Source organism: Streptococcus hyovaginalis DSM 12219, assembly GCF_000420785.1.
Taxonomy (GTDB): Bacteria; Bacillota; Bacilli; order Lactobacillales; family Streptococcaceae; genus Streptococcus; species Streptococcus hyovaginalis.
The window spans coordinates 15,992-36,169 of sequence record NZ_ATVP01000003.1 but is presented as its reverse complement, the minus strand read 5'-3'; the positions used below and the strand labels follow the sequence as shown (position 1 = coordinate 36,169).

The 20,178-nt window shown below is 40.5% G+C and carries 19 protein-coding genes and 1 pseudogene; 2 read left to right on the top strand and 18 right to left on the bottom strand.

All coding sequences use genetic code 11. From position 1 onward, the window contains the following. Positions 1-15: 15 nt before the first annotated feature. The 7 genes from G574_RS0102510 to brnQ all read right to left on the bottom strand — a co-directional run bounded on the left by G574_RS0102510 (position 16) and on the right by brnQ (position 6,792). The gene (locus tag G574_RS0102510; RefSeq protein ID WP_029690827.1) at positions 16-417 is read right to left on the bottom strand and encodes a DUF948 domain-containing protein; all 402 of its coding nucleotides are present in this window, start codon (positions 415-417) and stop codon (positions 16-18) included. Between the two features lie 9 nt (positions 418-426). Continuing rightward, positions 427-1,212 (bottom strand): prolipoprotein diacylglyceryl transferase, encoded by a 786-nt coding sequence (gene lgt, locus G574_RS0102505; RefSeq protein WP_029690826.1) that lies wholly within the window; start codon positions 1,210-1,212, stop codon positions 427-429. Next, on the bottom strand, positions 1,205-2,140 hold the full coding sequence (hprK, locus tag G574_RS0102500; protein WP_029690825.1) for an HPr(Ser) kinase/phosphatase: 936 nt from the start codon (positions 2,138-2,140) through the stop codon (positions 1,205-1,207). Before hprK ends, lgt begins: the two co-directional genes overlap by 8 nt. Before the next feature lie 110 nt (positions 2,141-2,250). Continuing rightward, positions 2,251-2,520, bottom strand: a complete 270-nt coding sequence (locus G574_RS0102495; RefSeq protein WP_029690824.1) for a PspC domain-containing protein — start codon at positions 2,518-2,520, stop codon at positions 2,251-2,253. Positions 2,521-2,616: 96 nt separating this feature from the next. Beyond that, positions 2,617-3,063 (bottom strand): SprT family protein, encoded by a 447-nt coding sequence (locus G574_RS11225; protein WP_084677568.1) that lies wholly within the window; start codon positions 3,061-3,063, stop codon positions 2,617-2,619. Further along, the gene (locus G574_RS0102485) at positions 3,050-5,209 is read right to left on the bottom strand and encodes a Tex family protein (protein WP_029690823.1); all 2,160 of its coding nucleotides are present in this window, start codon (positions 5,207-5,209) and stop codon (positions 3,050-3,052) included. Before G574_RS0102485 ends, G574_RS11225 begins: the two co-directional genes overlap by 14 nt. Before the next feature lie 227 nt (positions 5,210-5,436). Then, positions 5,437-6,792: a branched-chain amino acid transport system II carrier protein gene (gene brnQ, locus G574_RS0102480; RefSeq protein WP_029690822.1), complete on the bottom strand. Its 1,356-nt coding sequence runs from the start codon at positions 6,790-6,792 to the stop codon at positions 5,437-5,439. A gap of 184 nt (positions 6,793-6,976) precedes the next feature. Between brnQ and G574_RS10700 the strand changes: the two are divergent. After that, positions 6,977-7,418 (top strand): annotated as a pseudogene (locus G574_RS10700) (transposase family protein); the annotation flags it as partial. Between the two features lie 311 nt (positions 7,419-7,729). On the opposite strand, the gene srtB reads toward G574_RS10700, so the two are convergent. The 11 genes from srtB to G574_RS0102420 all read right to left on the bottom strand — a co-directional run bounded on the left by srtB (position 7,730) and on the right by G574_RS0102420 (position 18,740). Beyond that, positions 7,730-8,563, bottom strand: coding sequence for a class B sortase, LPKTxAVK-specific (gene srtB, locus G574_RS0102470; protein ID WP_029690821.1), 834 nt, complete (start codon positions 8,561-8,563; stop codon positions 7,730-7,732). A 71-nt stretch (positions 8,564-8,634) separates the two neighbouring features. After that, positions 8,635-9,153 (bottom strand): hypothetical protein, encoded by a 519-nt coding sequence (locus G574_RS0102465; RefSeq protein WP_029690820.1) that lies wholly within the window; start codon positions 9,151-9,153, stop codon positions 8,635-8,637. Between the two features lie 156 nt (positions 9,154-9,309). Further along, positions 9,310-9,963, bottom strand: a complete 654-nt coding sequence (gene phoU / locus G574_RS0102460; protein ID WP_029690819.1) for a phosphate signaling complex protein PhoU — start codon at positions 9,961-9,963, stop codon at positions 9,310-9,312. A 13-nt stretch (positions 9,964-9,976) separates the two neighbouring features. Next, on the bottom strand, positions 9,977-10,729 hold the full coding sequence (pstB, locus tag G574_RS0102455) for a phosphate ABC transporter ATP-binding protein PstB (RefSeq protein ID WP_029690818.1): 753 nt from the start codon (positions 10,727-10,729) through the stop codon (positions 9,977-9,979). Between the two features lies 1 nt (position 10,730). Continuing rightward, positions 10,731-11,546, bottom strand: a complete 816-nt coding sequence (pstA, locus tag G574_RS0102450) for a phosphate ABC transporter permease PstA (RefSeq protein WP_029690817.1) — start codon at positions 11,544-11,546, stop codon at positions 10,731-10,733. Further along, positions 11,539-12,402, bottom strand: coding sequence for a phosphate ABC transporter permease subunit PstC (gene pstC, locus G574_RS0102445; RefSeq protein ID WP_029690816.1), 864 nt, complete (start codon positions 12,400-12,402; stop codon positions 11,539-11,541). Before pstC ends, pstA begins: the two co-directional genes overlap by 8 nt. Before the next feature lie 168 nt (positions 12,403-12,570). Then, on the bottom strand, positions 12,571-13,449 hold the full coding sequence (locus tag G574_RS0102440; protein ID WP_029690815.1) for a substrate-binding domain-containing protein: 879 nt from the start codon (positions 13,447-13,449) through the stop codon (positions 12,571-12,573). 181 nt (positions 13,450-13,630) lie between these two features. Then, positions 13,631-14,968: a two-component system histidine kinase PnpS gene (gene pnpS / locus G574_RS0102435; RefSeq protein WP_037590604.1), complete on the bottom strand. Its 1,338-nt coding sequence runs from the start codon at positions 14,966-14,968 to the stop codon at positions 13,631-13,633. Then, on the bottom strand, positions 14,968-15,693 hold the full coding sequence (locus G574_RS0102430; RefSeq protein ID WP_029690813.1) for a response regulator transcription factor: 726 nt from the start codon (positions 15,691-15,693) through the stop codon (positions 14,968-14,970). Before G574_RS0102430 ends, pnpS begins: the two co-directional genes overlap by 1 nt. 437 nt (positions 15,694-16,130) lie before the next feature. Then, positions 16,131-17,435 carry a hypothetical protein gene (locus G574_RS0102425; protein WP_037590601.1) on the bottom strand — a complete coding sequence of 435 codons (1,305 nt, stop codon included), beginning with the start codon at positions 17,433-17,435 and terminating at the stop codon, positions 16,131-16,133. A gap of 258 nt (positions 17,436-17,693) precedes the next feature. Further along, positions 17,694-18,740 carry an LLM class flavin-dependent oxidoreductase gene (locus G574_RS0102420; RefSeq protein WP_029690811.1) on the bottom strand — a complete coding sequence of 349 codons (1,047 nt, stop codon included), beginning with the start codon at positions 18,738-18,740 and terminating at the stop codon, positions 17,694-17,696. Positions 18,741-19,168: 428 nt separating this feature from the next. On the opposite strand from G574_RS0102420, the gene G574_RS0102415 reads away from it, so the two are divergent. Further along, on the top strand, positions 19,169-20,164 hold the full coding sequence (locus G574_RS0102415) for a bile acid:sodium symporter family protein (protein ID WP_029690810.1): 996 nt from the start codon (positions 19,169-19,171) through the stop codon (positions 20,162-20,164). The last annotated feature ends 14 nt before the right edge of the window (positions 20,165-20,178 follow it).

Sequence of the window (20,178 nt, the reverse complement as noted above, 5' to 3'; positions counted from 1 at the left end):
ATCCTCCTAGATGGTTTAGTCATTACTCTTCTTGCCAAATAATTTGGAGCCTATTTTTCCTGTCACATAGGTTTTTCCAACAGTCCCTAAGCTACTTCTTACACCACTTGTCTTAGTCCCAATTTGTCTTGCCTTGACATTCAAATCAGAAACACTTTCTGACAAATCTGCAATTGCCACAAACAAGGGATCAATGGTTGAGACCTTACCATTGACATCTTCCACTAAAACATTAGCCTTTGCTAAAATGTCATTCGTTTGGTATAGGGTGACATTAACGTCACTGGTCAAAACTTTAATGGTTTCTTTCGTTTCGTCGACCGTCTCAGCGACTTTCTTTAACACTAAAATGAGATAAATCACCAAAGCAACAAAGGCTAAAGCGATAATCAAAACAGATATCCCTATCAAGTTCATTATGTTCTCCTAACTTTTCTTTGTATAATATGGGATGTCTGATCGTTTTCTACGATACCCCCATAATGTGACACCTACAATAATCAGAATGGCTGACAGCCATTGGGAAACCCGTAAACTTCCAATCATTAGACTATCTGTACGCATTCCTTCAATAACAAGTCGCCCGATGCCATACCAAATAAGATAAAACAGACTAGGATCGCCCTTTTTTAAGACATTTGGTTTATGGCGAAGACTAACAATCAGAATAAATCCTACGAGGTTCCAAAGCGATTCAAAAAGGAAAGTGGGTGTACGGTAAGCTCCGTCAATAAACATTTGATCACGTATAATAGATGGCAAGTAATCCAACTGCGTTACCGGCTTACCAAAGGCTTCTTGATTGAAGAAATTCCCCCATCTTCCTAAACTTTGAGCAATCATAACACCCGGAGCCGCAATATCTAAGAAATCAATGGTATCAATAAAATGATAGCGTGTAAAATAGTAAAGCACAATAGCACCAGCAATTAAGCCTCCATATATGGCAATACCGCCATTCCACACCGCAAAAATTTCTGATAAATGGTCCTTGTAATAACCCCATTCAAAAATCACGTAGTAGATGCGAGCACCAAGGATAGCTATGGGAAAGGCTATTAAGATAAAATCAAGAACTTTATCTGGATCAATCTTCTTACGAGGTGCTTCCTTCATCGCTAAATAGACAGCTAAAACAACTCCTGCCACAATACAAAGTGCATACCACCGTATCTCTAGAGGCCCTAATTTAATCGCTATCGGATCAATCATTTTCAGCCTCATTTCTAGAAATAAGAGCTGTTAGGCGATCTTCAAATGTTTTGGTGGCATCAAATCCCATGAGTTTCGCGCGATAATTCATAGCGGCTGCTTCAATGACAACCGACACATTTCGTCCTGTTTTAACTGGGATACGAACACGTGGAATATTGACGCCCGAGAATTCGATTTCTTCATTACCATTTCCTAAACGATCGAAAACTTTTCCAGCTTCGAAGTTTTCTAGATAAATGGCTAACTGCACTTGTGACGAATCTTTGACAGCACTTGCACCATAGAGGCTCATGATATCAATAATCCCCACACCACGAATTTCTAAAAGGTGGCGTAAAATCTCTGCTGGCTCACCCCAAAGTGTTTCTTCGTCTTTGGCATAGACATCCACACGGTCATCCGCTACAAGACGGTGACCACGTTTAACAAGCTCCAGGCCTGTCTCGCTCTTTCCGATGCCAGAGTCTCCTTGAATAAGGACACCCATGCCATAGATGTCCATAAGGACACCATGAACACTGGTTCGTTCAGCCAAACAAGAATCGAGATACCAAGAAATATCACCAGATAGACGACTTGTCGGCACATCACTGGATAAGACTGTCACACCATTTTGGGTAGCGGCCTCAATAATTTCCTCTTGAATCGGTAAACCACGAGATACAATAATGGCTGGTGTTTCAGGTTTAAACATTTCCCTCAAGACTTGGAAACGATTATGAGGAGTCATGGCATTTAAATAGGACCACTCTTTCATCCCAACAAGCTGAACACGCTCTGGTGCGTAATAATCAAAGTAACCAGTCATTTCTAATCCTGGCCTTAAAATATCTGAAGTCGTGATTTGTTTTGACAGCGATGCTTGCGTCCCATAAACCACTTCTGACTTGATTTTGTCAACAAGCATTTGAACTGTAACACGCATAAAGTCTCCTTAACTAATAGCTTTATTTCCACATATTATACCACAATTCAGGGGAAAAGTAAGCGCTCCCCGGCTCTATCTCTTATCAAAAAAGGGCCCTAAAGCCCTTCTTACCAATACCAGCCATCATCATTTGAATGGTTTTCTCTGACATTTCTACGACGACGCTTGGTCACTTTCGAAGCTCTTCCCACATCATCTTTATAAGGTAAGAAGATCGCTAGGATAAAATAGATCACAATTGGGAACTGGGCAAACAAGCAAGAAATCACAAATAAAGCGCGTACTAAATTGAGATCCCAGTCAAACTTATCTGACAACCCAGCTAGTACACCAGCAAGTACCTGACCACGTTTTAGGCGGTAAAATTGGCTTTCCATCATAACTCTCCTTTATTATCATAAATGATACAATCATTTCTTGAACATTTTTTAATAATAATAGTATACAACAGATGATCATAAAACAAATCAGCCTTACGACTGATTTGTTTTTACGTTATTGATGAGGTATCCTTGGCACTTGCCACAGCGGTAATGATTAAGATTGACGCGCCGTTTTCTAAGGTAAACTTGGCCACATTTCTGGCAAGAATACGTGTAGTTGTAAGAGTCTTCGTACAACTTGGGCGCATACCGTATCCCATCAACTTGTTTTAGAAGGATCTTAAATTCTTGGTCGCGATGCCTATAGCCCTTACCTTGAAAATAGAGATGGTAATGACAGAGTTCATGTCGAACAATCTGACGGAAAAGGGCTTCTCCAAAGACCTCCAAATGTTTATGATTAAAGTCTAAGTGCCCATCATGTGGAAAAAAACGTCCGCCAGTTGAACGTAAACGTCTATTCCAGACGGCTACATGGCGAAATGCCTGTCCGAAGTCCTCTCTTGAGACCATCTGTACGTACTTAGTCAAGTCCATGTGGTTTCAAAAGACTCAGCCCAATGCGGTTGCGCTCGAGATCCACTTCTGTCACCCAGACAGTAACAATCTCACCTACCGCAAGAATGTCACTCGGATGAGGTTGCGCCATGGGACGACCTTTGGCATCACGCTTGCGTTTAACCATACGGGAAATGTGAATGAGACCATCTTCGTGGACACCAATATCGACAAAAGCTCCGAAATCGACAATATTGCGGACCGTTCCTTGTAATTCTTGTCCAACCTTCAAGTCCTTGACATCCAAGACATCCTGACGTAAAACAGGTGCCTCAAAATCATCCCGGAGGTCACGACCTGGCTTAAGCAAATCTTGAATAATATCGTTAAGAGTGGCTTCTCCAAGTCCAAGCTGTTCTGCTGTTTCAACAATATCAAGTGCCTGTAGTTTCCCTTTAGCCGATTCATTTAAGTCCTTAATAGCAAGTTGTTTAAAGAGCTCTTTAACAGCAGCATAAGATTCTGGATGAACACCAGTATTGTCCAACACATTTTTAGCACCTGGGATGCGAAGGAACCCAGCTGCCTGCTCAAACGCTTTAGCCCCTAGACGAGGAACTTTTTTGATTTCAGCACGTGATTTAATGGCACCATTTTCTTCACGATAGCTCACTATATTCTCAGAGATGGTTTTATTGAGCCCTGCTACATGAGCAAGGAGGGCTGGGCTGGCTGTATTGACATTAACACCGACCTGATTGACCACTGTATCAACGACAAAATCAAGATTTTCCGCTAATTTTTTCTGACTAACATCATGTTGGTACTGACCGACACCGATAGACTTGGGATCAATTTTGACTAATTCTGCCAAAGGGTCCTGAAGACGACGGGCAATGGAAATGGCAGAGCGTTTTTCGACCGTTAACTCTGGAAACTCGTGACGAGCTAGCTCTGAGGCCGAATAGACAGAGGCACCTGATTCATTAACAATGACATAAGATACCTGTGGAAAATCCTTGAGGACTTCAGCGACAAAGGCTTCACTTTCACGGCTAGCCGTTCCATTACCGATAGCAATGATCTCAATGGCATAGTTCTGGATAAGTTCTGCCAGTTCTTTCTTAGCAGCTTCGATTTTTACTTGGCTTGCTGGCGGTACGGGGTAGATGACATGTGTGGTCATCAATTTTCCTGTTTGATCAACGACCGCTAATTTAGCTCCTGTACGAAAGGCTGGGTCAAACCCAAGGACCATTTTCCCTTTTAATGGTGAAACCAAGAGGAGGTGACGCAGATTTTTTGAAAAGAGTTTGATGGCACCATCTTCAGCTGTTTCTGTTAATTCTGCACGAATACGGCGCTCCATAGCTGGAAGGATTTTTTTCTTGCAGGCTTCTTGGACGATCTTGTGAATATGGTCATTCTTCTCCTTGAAGCGAGCCTCATAAAAGCGAAGCATTTTTTCCACATTGTGTGCAAAAGCTACTTTGAGAATCCCTAACTTTTCCCCACGATTAAGAGCTAGAATACGGTAACCTTGAATGGTTTTCACAGCCTCTTCAAAATCGTAGTAAATCTGGAAAGTCTGCTTGTCATCTACTTCTTGATCCTTAACCTGGGATATGAGTTTACTATTAGCCCAGATCTCATTGTAAGTCCATGAACGCAATTTACTATCATCAGCTAGCGCCTCAACTAAGATATCACTAGCCCCTACTATTGCCTTTTCAGGTGTATCAAAACCCTCTGTAATAAAGGTTTCTGCCTCTTTTTCAAGATTTGGGACATTTTGTAAGATGAGACGTGCTAACGGAAAGAGGCCGGCTTCACGCGCTATAGTCGCTTTGGTACGACGTTTTTCCTTATAAGGTAGATAAAGCTCTTCCACATCTGCCAATTTATCAGCTGCTTCAATAGCTTGACGTAGTTGATCGGTTAACTTCCCTTGTTCCTCTATTTTAGCAAGGACAGTTTCTTTACGCTCTGATAGAGTCGTCAAGGATTTATCCAGATCAATAATGGCTTTGATTTGAACTTCATCGAGATTACCCGTTTTTTCTTTACGATAACGAGCAATAAATGGGATGGTGTTTCCCTCTGCAGTCAAGGTTAACACCTGTTCAATTTGATGACTCGCCAAGCCCAAGACTTGGGTGAGTTGATTAAGATTTTGATTTTCCATAACTTAATTATTATAGCTCAAATCCACTCTTTTGACCAGATTCATTCTCGCTCGAAACGTCTGCCCATATCTGTCAAAGCAGGTCAAGATGTGAGGTTTATCAACACTCTTTTCAAATGCAAACGACAAAAAAACTTCAGCGTAAATCATTTAAATGATTACGACTGAAGTCTGAAAGATCATGTTTAGACGGCTGCTTCAACGCACAAGTTCAAGTGACACTCTGTTTAATAAACTGGAGACTTTGTTTGACTTGTTTTTTGCCAAATCAAGCCAGCAATGAGACCAACTAAGGCTGGTAAAATCCATCCCATGCCAAGTTCAAATAACGGTAATATTTTGGCCGCTAACTGAATTAGAGCTTGAATGGGAGCTAAGCCACTGATAACTGGTGGAGTGGCATTTAAACCATCTACAATAGCTGCTAATAAGGTAAAGAGAACAACAGACTGATAGACTTTTTGTGAGACAGGAAGCCATGCTGAAGCGAGTCCTAACAATACCAAAACAATGGCTAATGGATAAATAAACATTAACACTGGAAGAGAAAGTTGGATAATCTGTGTTAAACCAACATTAGCAATAATCGCAGGTAAAACTGAAAAGACAACCAGATAGAACTGATAGGATTTACTTGGGAAGAGTTCTTCAAACGTTTCCGAACAAGCTGTTGTCAAGCCAATACACGTTTTGAAACAACCCAAGAAAACAATGAGGGCCAAAACACCATTTCCTAAAGCGCCAAGGTAATGTCCTGTAATTTGTGCTAAGGCAATTCCCCCATTTTCACTAATTGCAAAGGCACCCAAGCTGGTGGTTCCAGCATAAGCTAGGAGGGTATAGATAAGTCCCATAAGTCCCATCGCAATCAAGCCTGATTTGGTCATTTCAATGGCCATGCTTTTGGAATTTGTAATCCCTTTTTGCTGAAGTGCTGTGATCACGACAATCCCGTAGGCCAGGCCAGCCAAGACATCTAGGGTGTTGTAACCTTCAATAAAGCCTTTTAAAAATGGGGCTGATCGATAAGCTTCGCCAACAGCTGCGCTGCTAACAGAGCCGGAAGGATTGATCAAGACGAGTAAGAGAACAATACCCAGAACAACAAGGAATGCAGGGTTAATGTATTTCCCGATGATATCAATCAATTTGCCCGGTTTTTTAGACAAAACATAGGCTAATCCAAAGAAAATAATCGAATAAATAGCCAAGGCGGGAGCTTTCATGCCATCGCTTAATAGAGGAGCAAAAGCAATCTCGAAAGAGGTTGTCGCTAGACGTGGCATAGCAAAGAAGGGACCAATCACCAAATACAAGGCCACTGTAAAGAAATAAGCAAAAGGTTTTGTGACCCGACTAGCCAAATGAAATACTCCCTTGCCGCCAGAAAGACCAATAGCCATTATACTCAGAAAAGGAAAACCAATGGCTGTAATCAAAAAACCAATATTGGCCGACCAAATGTTAGCCCCTGCTTCTTGTCCCATATGAACTGGAAAAATGAGGTTTCCTGCTCCGAATAAGATACCAAAGAGCATGGAACCGATAAAGAACGAATCGCTACGTGATAAGGATTGTTTCACACTAATGCCTCCATATAAAAAAGTGATACCAGTATATCATGAAATGAAATATGAAAACAATAGTATTTTTCAAAAAATCTAAATTTTCATGTAGCGTTACAATTGATGTGAGACCTGAGAATTCAAAAAGAAGATTTCTTAATTTGATAAGAGTACCACCTACTCACCAAAAAGGAATCTTCTCATGACTGGTATATCACAAAATCTTCGCTATTTGCCACATACCCTAGAAACACGCTACCACGCTGTTAAAACCTATCGAAATGGAGCTTCTATCGCTTTCATCTGTCGACGCTACAAGGTCTCAAAAATCTCGCTCATGCGGTGGAATAAGCGCTTTGACGCACGAAAGAATCTTTGAAAGACCAGTCTCATCTACCCCTAACACCACATCCAAACGCTCATACCCAGCAGGAAATAACCTGAATCAAAAATTGCATCAGAAGAAATCCAAAGCAATCCTCATCGAAATCTTCTACAAGCTCAAAACCAATAAGGGATACGATCAGCACGCCTGCTCATTTTTTCGGATTTTGAGAAAGCTTGGTGTCTTTAAAGTCCCTAAAACAAAGCAGAAAGCCTATGTTCCTAAAAGCTACCATACTCCGACCGAGCTAGGAGTCAAGTAGCAAGATGACCTCATCAAATAGATAAAAACCTATCTGTACTGCTCCAATCGACTCCCTATGCAAACTTTAGGCTGGAAATTTCCTATCGATAATCAGAAAAGCTTTACCAGGAGCGATCTCCTAGTAAAGCTTAACAAATGGATAACTTCAAAATCACCTTTTTGGTCTCACATCATTGACCAAAGTACATTTTTTGATTATATAAAAAGCAAGAAATTAATATAAAAACTCTAACGCTTAAGGTAATTCAAAGCAACTTCAACCAAACTACCTTGTCATCTTAGGAATAATGGCTTGTTAAACCAAGTTTATCTTGTCGGTTGATAAGCCAGTTTTTCTCCATTTTCTTTTAAAAATGTTGGTAATTCTGAATCTGGAATTTGGCGAATATAGAGATTCGATCTAATAGTCTCATCATCCTCACGGCAAGTTGATAATACTACGTACTTATCAGAAGAATTGATTTCTACATCTTTATTCTGAGTATGTGCTTTTTCACGAACCTCTTTTAATTGCTCTTCAAATTGTGCTGTACTATCAAATGACGTTCTGTAAAAAGCAGTTGTCTCAGGTACAATAATTAAAAAAGCAACTTCATAATAATATTTCCGTTCAGGGGTTTCAATAACTACATAAGGATGTTCATCCATATAGGATTGCTGGTCATAATAATTGACATCATTAAACATACGATGGTCAGCAACCTGACTTCCTCTGGCATGACCGAATAACCAAGTCAGACTATCAGAAAAATTTTTGTTATTATCCATATCCATGAAAACAGTCCCCATTAAAGGTTCATTAGCACCTTCAAAGGTCTTATCAAGATAGGTTTCATTATCTGTAGTTTGAACAATAGGTTCGTCAAGTTGTGTTCCTGGTGCATAAATATAGCCAATTGTGTCAGCGTTTTTAGCTTTTAACCCTGTAAACTTATTACTTAAATAGTTTTTTTCTTCAGAGCTAACAGTATAAGCTGACTGCGCTGTATTTTTGGTGGTTTCTTGTGAGGATGCGTTAGATGACGACAGAGTATTTGCCCCACATCCAACCAAAGTCATCACCATCATAATGGTAAAGACAATTCTTAACCATGATTTTTTTAATAAATTTGTTGTTCTCATCGCTTCTTCTTTATTCATCACATATAAATTAGTATACTCAAAAAGGTTGCCTATTAAGAGGCAACCTTTATCCTAAAGACAAGATTGGATTATTTTACCGCACTTGTTTTTGGAAGAACTTTTTGTCCTTTAGCTGTATCAGCTTTTGCAACTGATTTAGCTGCTGGTTTAGCTGCTGGTTTAGCTGCTGACTCATCCACTTCTTTATCGGTTACAGAATTACCATAAACATAACCATTGCCGTTTTCGTCAATTCCACCTTTCAAGTTGGTACCTTGTGCAGTTGGAGCTGTTGCTGGTTTGGCGATGATAGTCGCTTCTCCGTTTTCATCCAACACAGGATTGCCGTTCGCATCTTTTAGAACATCGTAAATCAAATCAGATGTTTGTGACGGTGCGGTCACAGATTCTCCTTTTTGAGTGATTTCAACTGTTCCATCTGCTAGGAATTTATCAATATTTAATTCAGGTTTTTCAGGTGCAGTAACACCTCCAAGAGCAACATGATCCTCTGTATTTACAGTAGTTCCATTGTCAAGAGCAAATGCTGGTGCTGCTACTGCTGCAAGAAGTGCTACTGTAGAAAGTGACACAAAAACTTTTTTCATGATATATTCTCCTTTTCTTCTCCTAACAAAACTCTTTATTGTGATTAGGATGCTTATATTTTATCAGATTATTTTTTCTTTTGCAATATTTTTGGGGGAATTTTCAAAATAATTAGTCGATACAAAAAGGAAAGGGCACTGCCACTTTCCTAAGCATTAGTTTAGCTCCACTAACTCACCAGTTTCCAAATAAACCAAACGTTCACAGATATTGGCGATATAGTCACCAAAGCGTTCGATATGGTTCAAGATGGAAAGGTACTCTGTACCGTTACGGATGTGAACATCTTGGTATTTCATTTGAGATACCATATCTTTAGATAACATCCAGTAAGCATCATCTAACTTTTCATCTTCTCTTGCTAATGCTCTAGCAGATTTAGCATTGTGGTCTGGGAAAATAGTAATAAGCTGATGCAACATTTGTAGGGCATTCTCTCCCATTTCTTGCAGCTTTTCCTCAAATTCGGGTAAGCGAGCATCGTCATTTAGACGCAATACAGATTTGGCTATTCCTGCAAAGTGATCACCCATTCGTTCTAAGTCTGAAGATGAGGCCATGATCGCAATGACAAATCGTAGGTCCGACACCATTGGTTGTTGTAGGGCTAAAAGATTGGCACAAGCTACTTCGATCTTGATTTGATAGTGATTGATCTGTTCGTCTGTGTCAACAACGACTTGTGCTAATTCCAAATCATGATTGATCATCGCTAGTAGGGCCTTTGAGCCATTTTCAAGGACAGCTTGACCCATTTGTAAAAAGTTGTTTTCAAGGGCAGCTAATTCTAAGTCAAATTGTTCTCTCATAACTTATCCTTTCTTAGCCAAATCGGCCGGAAACGTAATCTTCTGTTCGCTTGTCTTTAGGATTGGTAAAAATATCTACTGTATCTCCAAACTCGCAAATTTCACCATTGAGGAAAAAGGCTGTTTTGTCTGAAATACGTGAGGCTTGTTGCATGTTATGCGTAACAATGATGATAGTATAATTCTGCTTTAATTCTTGCACCAAATCTTCAATTTTCAAGGTTGAGATAGGGTCTAAAGCTGAAGTCGGTTCATCCATGAGTAGAATATCTGGTTCAACTGCTAATGCACGTGCAATACAGATACGTTGTTGCTGACCACCTGATAAGGACAAGGCACTTTTATTGAGTTTGTCTTTAACTTCATCCCAAATAGCTGCGCCTCGCAAGCTCTTTTCGACAAGAGCATCCAACTCCGCTTTATCTGTAATGCCGTGAGTACGTGGTCCATAGGCGACATTATCATAGATAGACATGGCGAATGGATTAGGTTGTTGGAAAACCATGCCGACACGCTTTCTAAGTTGATTGAGGTTCATATTTTTTCCATAAATATCATCGTCATCAAGCTTGATATCACCATCGATACGGCAGTTTGGGACCAAGTCATTCATGCGATTAAGGGTCTTTAAGAAAGTTGATTTCCCACAACCAGAAGGTCCAATACAGGCTGTGATCTGACCCTCAGGCAAATCAATCGAAATATCTTTTAAGGCTTGAAAATCGCCATAATACAAATCAAGGTGTTTAACGGAAAATGTTCCCATTTTAAGCGCCTCCTTTAACTAATCGACGGGACAATAGGCTAGAAATCATATTAATAATCAAAACGGTGATAATGAGAATAACACCTGTCGCATAAGCTTCATTGACATGTAAGCCCTCACTAGAGAGCATATACATGTGCAGGGCTAAAGAACGCCCTGACGACAATAGGCTTGTCGGTGTGTTGGTAGATGTTCCCAAAGTATACATGAGAGCGGCAGTTTCACCAACAATACGACCAATTGACAAGATGACACCGGATAAGATACCTGGCATAGCAACTGGTAAAACAATCTTAAAAACGGTCCGTAATTTACCTGCACCAAGACCAAAGCTGGCCTGACGCATACTATCACTGACAGATAAGAGGGCCTCTTCTGTCGAACGGATAATGAGTGGTAAAACCATAATAACTGATGTTAAAATTCCCGAAATCAGTGAGTATTGGAAGCCCAAAAAGACCACGAAGAAGAGCATCCCGAAAAGGCCAAAGACGATAGATGGGATACCTGATAAGGTATCCGATGCGATACGCACATACTTGACCCATCTGGAATCTTTGGGCGCATACTCGACCAGGTAAAAGCCAGCAAAGACACCGATTGGTAGGGCGATTAACAAAGAACCAAAAACCAAAATCACCGTTGAAATGATAGCTGGCATGAGTGAAACGTTTTGACTAGTGTAGGTAAAGTCAAATAAGCTAGGAGTGATGTAAGGTAGACCATTGACCAGAATAAAACCAATGACCACAAATAAAGATCCAAATGTTAAAAAGGTAAACAAATAGACCAAGGCTTTTAAAAGACGATCAGTCATGATTAGATTTTCCTTTCACATAAGCAAAGCATCCGTTAATGATTAAGATGAAGACAAATAGGATTGCGGAAGTTGCGATGAGGGCTTGTCGGTGTTGTCCAGAAGCATAGGCCATTTCTAAAACAATATTGGTCGTCATAGTCCGTGTTCCTGAGAAAATACCTGTCGGAATAATCGGTTGGTTACCTGCCACCAAAATAACGGCCATGGTTTCTCCAATAGCACGACCAATCCCTAAAATAATCGCGGATAAAATTCCTGATTTGGCAGCTGGGAGAACCGCTTTGAAAATACTACGTTCATGGCTCGCACCAAGGGCCAAACTTCCTGTATAGTAGGATTGTGGAACCGTTCTGATAGCGGATTCTGACAAGCTGATAATGGTTGGTAAGATCATGATACCTAGCAAAAGGGAGGCTGTTAAAACACCCATACCATTACCACCCCAAGTTCGGATCCAAGGTACCAAAAGTTGGAGGCCAAAGAATCCGTAGACGATCGAGGGAATGGCTGCCATTAAGTTTACTGCTGACTTTAAAAAGCTATAAAGCGATTTCGGGCAATAATAAACCATGAATACCGATGTGAAGATACCTGTCGGAACCCCTATCACAATAGCGCCTATTGTAATAACAATAGACCCAACGATCATAGGTAAAATCCCATAACTGGCAGGAGTATTCGAAGGTGACCAGGCACTTCCTAATAAGAAGTTTCCGATCCCGTAATTTAAGATGAAGGGAATCCCATTTCGAAAGATAAAATAGCAAATCAAAAGTATTGCAACGATAGCTGTTGCAGCACTTGCAAAGAAGAGCCATTTAAAAAAGGATTCTTTAAAGGCTTGTTGTTTCACAGGCTGTCCTTTCTGTAAGGTTTCTATAGGCTGTTATCACATAATGGTTAGAAAAAACTTGACCATCATGGAAATGCCAGGTAACCCTTTTACAAGCTACCTGGCTCTGTTCCTCTGTAACCATATTCCCTAATTTCGAGATTATGCTACAGCAAAGAATGTTTAAGCTTATTTAGAGAGATCTGACCACTCTGTGATTTTCCCAGTATAGACATCTTTGATTTGAGACATGCTGATGTCCCCCACTTTGTTATCTTTGTTGACAACAACCGCAATACCATCCAAGGCAATCGTATCTTGGTGCAATTCTTTACCTTCGTCTGCTGTAAGCTCACGGGAAACCATACCGATATCGGCTGTTTTTTCTTCAGCAGCTGTGATACCAGCTGATGATCCGTTAGCTGTGATATCGATTGTGACACCTGGATTTACTTTTTTATAAGCTTCTGCTAATTTTTCCATCAAAGGGGCAACTGAAGTAGAACCTACGATCGATAATTTACCAGATTTGTCACCGCCACTATAGGATGCCGTCTCTGTCTTAGCTTCCACAAACTTGTTATCAGTGACTACTTTTTGTCCTTCTTTTGAGTGGATAAAGCTAATGAAATCTTGTCCCACTTCTGAAAGGTCTTTTGACCAGACAATATTGAAAGGACGCTGTAATTTGTACTCACCATCTAACACGGTTTCGCTACTGGCCTCGACCCCTTCAATATCAAGGGCTTTGACATTGTCGTTAAGTGAGCCTAAAGAGATGTAGCCGATAGCAGCTCCATTACCTGAAACTGTCGAGATAACGCCTTCAGTATTGTTTTGAATAACGGCATTCTTACTTGTGTTATCCACTTCGTTGCCATCTTTTTTCTCAAGAACTCCTGTGATTTCAGTAAATGCGCCACGTGTCCCTGAACCATCTTCACGCGAAACCACTTCAATCTTACCACCCGAAGAAGCACTTGAGCCTGATTGATTGTTTCCACATGCAACCAAAGTAACACCTGCTAAAGTTAGACCTGCAAGAGCTAGCATCTTTTTCATTTTCATAAGTTAAACTCACTTTCTAAAATCCATCATTTTGGGAGCATACTTAAAGCACTCCTTTTGTTTACAAAACTAGTATAGTTCTTTTATGTAAAGATTTTTTATGGATTTTTGTAAAGATTGTGTAAAGATTGTAGTTATAAAAAAAACGACCACTAATGTGATCATTTATTATAAGAGTTATCTATCTTCCCATACCGATAATGATAGGGAGAGACAGGGTAAAGGTAGAGCCTTGCCCAACCTGGCTAGTCACACTGATTTTTCCGCCTAAAGCTTCTGACAATTCTTTAACAATAGACAGTCCCAGACCTGTGCCACCTGTTTGGCGACTTCTTCCTTTGTTAACTCGGTAAAAGCGCTCAAAAATTCGCTCAAGCTGATAAGGACCTATGCCAATCCCAGTATCCGCAATACTGATGGCGATATGATTGGGATGTTCTATCAAGGAAATTGTCACCCTGCCGCCCTCGTCCGTATATCGGATAGCATTTGTCAGCAAGTTAACGATAATTTGCGAGAGCATGTAATGGTCTGTTTCGTAAATGAGTTTTTCAGGAAGATCTAGCTGAAAATCCAGGCCTTTTTCTGCCATTTTGGGACGTAAGCCCTGGGTAACATCGCCCAAAAAAGTGACCAAGTCAAAAGACGATAGCTGTGGCTTACTTTGCCCTATTTTAGATAGGGTTAGCATGTGGTTAACAATATGCTCTAAACGACTACTCTCTTTCTGGATAATCCGTAAGAAATCTTTTCTCAAATCGGCATCTTCTTCTGGCATGTCCATAAGGGTTTCTGCAAACCCTTTGATAGAGGTCACGGGGGTACGCAATTCATGAGACGCATTGGCAACAAAATCTGTATTATGCTGCTCATAAGCCCGAATCGGTGTTAAATCATACAACAGAACTAAGACATCCTTAAATTGTCCCTGGTGATTTTTTATAGGAACAACTGTTACTTCTAAAATCAGATCCGAGTCATTCAAGCCAACTAATTCTTTTTTGATCACCTCTCCTTTTTCAAAGGCTCGGTTAACCAATACGGTAATGTCCGATCGACGTAAATCTGCTAAAGTTTTGAACGTATGACTATCTAATGTTGGAAAGAAATTCCCTAGGGATTGACTCTGCAAGAGGATACGCTTGGTTCTCGAAACGACCAATAAACCCATACTAATATAGTCTAAAAAGGCTTGAAAATTAAGATCCTTATTCTGACTATCCTGATCACTAAGAACTAGATCTTTCTCGAGATTTTTTAAGCGCTTAGCCAATCGCCGTAAATCATCACTATCCTCAGAATACTTTAAAATCGTACTGCTGGTTGTCGTTAACTGGCTCACCTGATCAAATAGTCGGTACCAGGACCACATTTTAATCACATACCACATAACAACTAGCAGAGACAAGGTAGCTAAGATTAGCCAAAGTGACGATTTCTCAACATCAAAATAGGCAGCGACACTAAAGGAGATACCAAGCAGAAGAAACCCTATGCTGCTTTTCAGCCATGATACCATTACACATCTCCTTCAAATTTGTAGCCATAGCCTCTGACCGTTTTGATAATCTGAGGTGTCTTTGGGTTGTCTTCAATCTTTTCGCGAATTTTTCCGATATGAACATCTACCAGTCGCGTTTCCTGTCCAAAATCATAGCCCCACACCCTGTCTAACAGGCGCTCACGCGTCAGGGTCATGCGAGGGTGTTTGAGCAGATAAAGCAGGAGTTCAAATTCTTTTGGTGTCAAGTTAATCTCCTGATCTTTTTTATAGACTTGATGGCGCTCCACAAAGACAACCACATCCGCCACTCGAATCTGTGTATCAGGATCTTCGGATTCTGTCGGTGAGGTCTCCTGGGCAGAGCTTTCTTCTTTTTCGGTCCGACGTAAAATAGCTTTTATTCTGGCAATTAACTCCCTAGGACTAAAAGGCTTGGTCATGTAATCATCAGCACCGAGTTCTAACGCTAAAACTTTATCGAATTCCTCACCTTTGGCAGATAACATCAGAATGGGGGTTTCGACGCCAGATTTTCGGAGACGCTTGCAAACTTCAATCCCATCAAGCTGGGGCAACATGATATCTAAAACAATAAAATCAAATAATTCCTTACGAGCAATAGTCAGCGCGGATCGCCCGTCTTCAACAGTCGTTACTTCATAGCCTTCCTTGCTTAAATGATAGGAAACTAAAGTGAGAATATGCGGTTCATCATCCACGATTAAAATACGTTTAGCCATAACGCCTCCTTTCTCCTCATTATAACATAGACTACCCAATGGGTGGGCTGGGGTTATAGACAAAGTCTCCTTTCAGACTTTCCTAAGGTGTCTTGCTTTCTCGTTTCAAGGCTCGAACTTAAAACTGTCCACTTGACAGTTTTAACAGACGGCTCCGAAAGTCACTCCCCTGACTTTCGGAGATTGGGAATAGGGAACTGCTTAGCAGTCCCTCTAATCCTACTAACCTTTTAGCCTAATATCTCAAGAATCCGAATGGTTGAAGTAATAAGGGTTCAGGCATTTTCATCACAGTAGAAAATCCAAATTTTTGGCTTAGCTTCGCTCGCAAAAATGATTATTATTTTAGCAGAGCTACTCAGTTTATTTATCCAGATACTGTTATGTTGATAGCAAGCAAAAAAGAGATTGGGACTGCAACCAATCTCTTTCTATGATTAATAATTTAAGTAAGTTTTGATAGAATCTGTTGCGGTTTGACCACCATTTTCGATGACTACACGCTCTGCATTTTGACCAGAGGCAACCAATTTACCTTTAAGGGTGAATTTTTTAACTGTACCACCATTGATATGGTAGCTGACAACTTCATCACCTTTAGTTTGGAGATTGCCATTGACAAGGAGTTCTTCAATTTCACCACCCTCAAGTACAGAAATAGCATCAGCTTTAAGATTTTTAATTACCCCTTTAACCAAGGTTTCACCAGTAGAACCTGTTGTAGATACGTTATTATCAATGATAATTTTACCAACAGGTTTAGAGAATTGCATACCGATAGAGCCATTACCATGTGTTTTAATACTATTAAAGCGTGCTTCTGTGATAGTACCATCATACTGGTTAAAACCACGAGCGCCATTACCAAAGGTTTCAACTACTTGTTCTGCTACAAAGTTACCAACTGAACCAAAGTTAACAAAACCAATACCGCTAGTACCATAACTTGTTACCTTATCTTTGACAATCCAGTTGTCCACCTTGCCCCAAACATCAAGGACCATGTCATTAGTACCGTAAGTGGTCACAGGACCATTAGAAATGACTTCTTTAGCATAAGCACCATAAACGATGAAGATACCCCCAGTGATAAGGTTTGGTTGGCCATTAGGAATCATACCGTTTGAGTAGACATCTCCTGTTGTTAATTTTTCAATAGTGACACGTCCAGTTTCATCACTGAATCCAGAAATGAAGATACCTGATCCCATGACTGGTGCCATTGGACGACCAACAGAGACATTTTCTGCGGTAACAGTAATATGGCTATCTTCTGCTGGGTTAAAGTTGTAGACAGTCAAGGCACCTTGATGCACAACAACCCCATATTTCATTGGACGTTCTGTAAAATGACGGGCATCGGCTGATACGATATCAAGTCCATCAATGGTAAGGTTCAGAGTCTTGTTATTGCCGCGTGTAAGGACTTGAACCACACCAGTAACGGTCAAGTTACCAAAGTGAATCGCTCCCAAGTCCACTTCAGTTGAGTTGAGGTAGATGGCACGCTTGTCTGGTGCTGTTTGAATAGCCAAGTTAATCAAGGCGTTGTCTCCAGATAAGCCAACACCATCACCATCAACGAAGCTCAAGAAAACCGTTCCTTTTTTAGAAGCTTTGAGACTTTGTCCCTTAGCTAGCTGAATCGTTGTTGGTAAGCTGATGCTTTGTGTTAATTCAATAACGGGTTCTTTTGCTATAATTGCTTCTTGTAATTCAATTGCGCTTGACACTGTAACCATAATCATATCCTTCTTTCTGAAATTCTTTATCTTATAGAGTGTACACTTTTTATGAAAATTTTGAAAGCATTTTCTTTTTTGAGGTAACCGATGCTAACTTTATCAGTTCAAAAGGCATTTTTCCTTTTCCTTGTTCCTTGCTAACACCTCGTCAATCAAATGCTTTTTAAACCCACCTAAAGACACTCAACTGCTTGTTCAAATAAGAGATTTACTGTGGAACAGATCAACCCATAACTTTTTTCTAAAATCATGACTTTATTTCCCTTCAAAATGTTTACGAACAATTGGCGCCACTTCTTCACCAAACAAGCGAATAGCTTCTAACACTTTGTCATGTGGCATTGATCCGATTGGAATATGAAGCATGAAGCGATCCAAATCAAGTGCTTCAATCAAGTCAATCATTTTAGCTGCAACATGTTCTGGATCACCAACAAACATTGCACCATCTGGACCAACAGATTGGTCATAGGCTTCTCGGCTTAGTGGTGTCCAATGTGGACGATCCTTAGCGATGTTATCCACCTCTGTTTTGGTCGGATAGAAATAATTATCAATCGCTTCTTGGTTATCTTTTTCAATCCAACCCCAGGAGTGCGCAGCTACTTTCATCTTACTCATATCATGACCATGTCTGCGGCCAATTTCACGGTAAATAGCTGCTAATTGACCAAAGGCTTTAGGGTTACCACCAATAGTTGCGTAAGCAATAGGAAGTCCTTTTTCCGCAATTTTAACGGTTGAATCAAGATTACCACCCGTTGCGACCCAAATCGGAAAATCTTCTTGAGTGGCTCTTGGGTAAACAGGTTTGTTATCCACATTTTGTGTGAATTTACCAGACCAAGTCAAGTTGGTCGATTCCTTAATTTTCAATAGCATCTCTAATTTCTCATCGAAAAGCTCATCATAATCACGCAAATCGTAACCAAATAGTGGGAAAGATTCGATGAATGAACCACGGCCCGCCATGATTTCAGCACGACCATTTGAAATGGCATCGATCGTTGCATACTGTTGATAAACCCGAACAGGATCGTTAGAAGATAAGATCGTAACAGCACTTGATAGGCGAATGTGTTTGGTATTAACTGCACCCGCTGCCAAGACTACCTCTGGAGCTGATACTGCAAAATCTTCACGGTGGTGTTCACCGATAGCATAGATATCTAAACCAACCTTATCTGCCAACTCAATTTCTTCAACCAAATGACGAATGCGTTGCTCGTGGCTGATTGGTTCTCCCGTTTCTTTTAGAGGAGTTGTTTCCCCAAAAGTTGTAATCCCTAATTCAATTGTCATTTGCTTTACCTCGTGCTTCATTTTTAACTATGCTTGTATTTTATCACTAACTAGTTATAATTTCAAGTCTAATGCTTGAAAAAGTAACTTTTTCTGTACGTTTTCATTGTTTAATTTTCAGATTTTTTTGATTATTTTGATAATTTGTATTGCATTATCAAATCATTTAAGGTATAGTTATGGCATTACATAATAAAAAAAGATTGGAGACACTCGCGATGGCTGTTTTTAAAACCCAAACCGTCATTATTATTAACACCAGGACTTAGCAACATGTGTGATTTCACATCTATTGCCAAGTCCTCTTCGTCTTGCGAGTGGATTGGCCGAAGTCTTCCACTCAATGAGCGGAGGACTTTTTAATTCCCCTACCTTCACTCATCTTAACAATGAGTCTTGTCTTTACAGCTAACACAAGGAGACTATCTATGACCGTTTTTTACAAGTTTAACCAACTTTTTAGAAATTATCTTTCTTACATCGTTGTCGCAGCTGCTGTTCTTGCTTTGACACTTCCGTCACTGTTCACCTGGGTTACCGGCTACCTCACACCACTGCTACAGTTCATTATGTTTACCATGGGACTCACCTTAACAGTCGATGATTTCAGCGAAGTTTTTCGCCGTCCAGCACGTGTCATCTTGGTAGAAATCTTACAATTTTTGTTTATGCCTTTTTCCGGTTTTGTTCTTGCTAAGCTTTTTAACTTGCCAGCTGATATCGCTCTTGGACTCATCTTACTCGGCTCTGTTCCCGGTGGCACATCATCCAATATCATGGCTTATCTAGCTAATGGTGATGTTCCCTTATCTATCTCAGCAACCTCAGTATCAACTTTAGTCGCGCCGCTCATGACGCCTTTGATGCTCACTCTTTACGGTGGCTCCTACTTTGAAATGAGTTTCTCTGCCATGTTCCTATCTGTGGCTCAAGTAGTGCTCGTTCCAGTTGTTGGTGGTATGGTAATCAATGCCCTCTTTGCAAAACAGACACAAAAAGTCAGCCTAGCAATGCCTACCTTATCATCTCTTGCAGTCCTACTTGTACTGGCTGGAACGGTATCCGTCAACAGAGATAATCTTCTGTCAACAGGCTGGGTTATCTTCCTAGTCGTTTTCTTACACAGCCTTTCCGGTTATGGTGTCGGTATGCTTGCTGCTAAATTCTTCAAGTATGATCTTGCCAGTCAACGCACCATGGCCATTGAAGTTGGACTCCAAAATACCTCGCTTGCAGCCAGTCTTGGCCTCGCACACTTCTCTCCTTTAGCCGCTCTTGCGGGTGCAGCTGGGACAATTGTCCATACGCTTTGGGGAACAATCTATGCCAACCTGTGTGCTAAAAAAGATGCCAGAGACGCTAAAACGGTCAAACAAACGACTGCCTACACCTCTTCTAATCAATTAGCGACAAGTAAAAATTAGTAAATCTAGCACAG

Excerpts from the sequence above, each read along its gene's own strand:
- pstB (WP_029690818.1), bottom strand. The coding sequence starts at position 10,729 with ATGGGAACATTTTCCGTTAAACACCTTGATTTGTATTATGGCGATTTT.
- G574_RS0102420 (WP_029690811.1), bottom strand. The coding sequence starts at position 18,740 with ATGACAATTGAATTAGGGATTACAACTTTTGGGGAAACAACTCCTCTA.
- srtB (WP_029690821.1), bottom strand. The coding sequence starts at position 8,563 with ATGAATAAAGAAGAAGCGATGAGAACAACAAATTTATTAAAAAAATCA.
- pstA (WP_029690817.1), bottom strand. The coding sequence starts at position 11,546 with ATGACTGATCGTCTTTTAAAAGCCTTGGTCTATTTGTTTACCTTTTTA.
- G574_RS0102510 (WP_029690827.1), bottom strand. The coding sequence starts at position 417 with ATGAACTTGATAGGGATATCTGTTTTGATTATCGCTTTAGCCTTTGTT.
- G574_RS0102485 (WP_029690823.1), bottom strand. The coding sequence starts at position 5,209 with ATGGAAAATCAAAATCTTAATCAACTCACCCAAGTCTTGGGCTTGGCG.
- G574_RS0102495 (WP_029690824.1), bottom strand. The coding sequence starts at position 2,520 with ATGGAAAGCCAATTTTACCGCCTAAAACGTGGTCAGGTACTTGCTGGT.
- lgt (WP_029690826.1), bottom strand. The coding sequence starts at position 1,212 with ATGATTGATCCGATAGCGATTAAATTAGGGCCTCTAGAGATACGGTGG.
- G574_RS0102430 (WP_029690813.1), bottom strand. The coding sequence starts at position 15,693 with ATGGCTAAACGTATTTTAATCGTGGATGATGAACCGCATATTCTCACT.
- G574_RS0102440 (WP_029690815.1), bottom strand. The coding sequence starts at position 13,449 with ATGAAAATGAAAAAGATGCTAGCTCTTGCAGGTCTAACTTTAGCAGGT.
- G574_RS0102415 (WP_029690810.1), top strand. The coding sequence starts at position 19,169 with ATGACCGTTTTTTACAAGTTTAACCAACTTTTTAGAAATTATCTTTCT.
- pnpS (WP_037590604.1), bottom strand. The coding sequence starts at position 14,968 with ATGGTATCATGGCTGAAAAGCAGCATAGGGTTTCTTCTGCTTGGTATC.
- G574_RS0102425 (WP_037590601.1), bottom strand. The coding sequence starts at position 17,435 with ATGGTTACAGTGTCAAGCGCAATTGAATTACAAGAAGCAATTATAGCA.
- hprK (WP_029690825.1), bottom strand. The coding sequence starts at position 2,140 with ATGCGTGTTACAGTTCAAATGCTTGTTGACAAAATCAAGTCAGAAGTG.
- phoU (WP_029690819.1), bottom strand. The coding sequence starts at position 9,963 with ATGAGAGAACAATTTGACTTAGAATTAGCTGCCCTTGAAAACAACTTT.
- G574_RS11225 (WP_084677568.1), bottom strand. The coding sequence starts at position 3,063 with ATGGACTTGACTAAGTACGTACAGATGGTCTCAAGAGAGGACTTCGGA.
- G574_RS0102465 (WP_029690820.1), bottom strand. The coding sequence starts at position 9,153 with ATGAAAAAAGTTTTTGTGTCACTTTCTACAGTAGCACTTCTTGCAGCA.